The sequence below is a fragment of the Microbacterium sp. BF1 genome, from assembly GCF_019279095.1.
In the GTDB taxonomy this organism is placed as follows: domain Bacteria; phylum Actinomycetota; class Actinomycetes; order Actinomycetales; family Microbacteriaceae; genus Microbacterium; species Microbacterium maritypicum.
In genome coordinates, this window is record NZ_JAGYWT010000619.1 from 1 (window position 1) to 1,313 (window position 1,313).

At 70.8% G+C, this 1,313-nt stretch carries 2 protein-coding genes; both read left to right on the forward strand.

Annotation, left to right across the window (positions count from 1 at the left end; translation table 11 throughout):
- Positions 1-597, forward strand: a 597-nt coding sequence (locus tag KZA10_RS15490; RefSeq protein ID WP_218683330.1) for an ABC transporter permease, incomplete at its 5' end; no start/stop codon positions are given.
- Positions 594-1,313, forward strand: a 720-nt coding sequence (locus KZA10_RS15495) for an ABC transporter ATP-binding protein (protein WP_218683331.1), incomplete at its 3' end; no start/stop codon positions are given. The genes KZA10_RS15490 and KZA10_RS15495, both read left to right, overlap by 4 nt.

Below are 1,313 nucleotides of genomic sequence, written 5' to 3' on the forward strand. Positions count from 1 at the left end.
GCCGTGCACTCGCTCTCGGGCGCGCTGATCGCCGTCACGGTCGGTCTCGCCCTCGGCACGGTGCTCGGCGCGATCGCCGGAGCCGTTGGTGGCGTGGTCGACGACGTCCTGATGCGGATCGTCGACGTGCTGCTCGCGATCCCCGGGCTGCTGCTGTCGCTCTCGGTGATCATCCTGCTCGGGTTCGGCACGGTCAACGCCGCCCTCGCGGTGGGCCTCGGCAGCGTGGCGGCCTTCGCACGTCTGATGCGCGCCGAGGTCGCCCGCGTACGGCGCACCGAGTACGTCGAGGCGGCCTTCGGCAGCGGTGCCACGTTCTTCGCAGCCCTCCGCCGACACGTGCTGCCCAACTCCCTCACCCCGATCGTCGCGCTCGCCGCGCTGCAGTTCGGCACCGCGATCCTCGCGATCTCGACCCTCGGCTTCCTCGGCTACGGTGCTCCGCCGCCCACCCCGGAATGGGGCCTGCTGATCGCCGAGGGCCGCAACTACGTGGGCACCGCCTGGTGGCTCACCGCGCTCCCCGGTCTCGTCGTCGTCGCGGTCGTGCTCAGCGCCAACCGCATCAGCCACCGCATCGGAAGGAGGACGCGATGAGCGTTCTGGCAGCGTCGGATCTGCGGATCTCCTACAACGGCAGGGAAGTCGTGCACGGCATCTCGTTCGAGATCGAGGAAGGCGAGACGCTCGCCCTGGTCGGCGAGTCGGGATCGGGCAAGTCCACGACCGCCCATGCGATCCTCGGTCTCCTGCCCTCCGGCGGCACGGTCGACGGAGGCAGCGTGGTGCTCGGAGACCTCGACATCTCGGGATGGACCGATCGCGCGCTGCGGGGCATCCGCGGTGCGGAGATCGGTCTGGTGCCGCAGGACCCCACCACCTCCCTCGACCCCGTGCGTCCGATCGGGGCGCAGGTCGAGGAGATCCTGCGCCTGCACGGACATCGGGACCGGCGCTCGCGTCGCGCACGGGTGATCGAGCTGCTCGACCGCGTCGGCATCGACGACCCGGATCTGCGGGCTCGGCAGTATCCGCACGAGCTCTCCGGCGGCATGCGTCAGCGGGTGCTGATCGCCACGGCGATCGCGCTGCGGCCCCGTCTGCTGATCGCCGACGAGCCGACCAGTGCGCTCGATGCCACCGTGCAGCGCACCGTGCTCGATCTGCTCGACGAACTGCAGCGCGAGGAGGGCACCAGCATCCTGCTCGTGACCCATGATCTCGGGGTGGCTGCGGACCGTGCCGAGCGTCTCGTCGTGCTCAAGGGCGGACGGATCGTGGAACAGGGGCCGAGCGAGGCGGTGCTGGCCGCG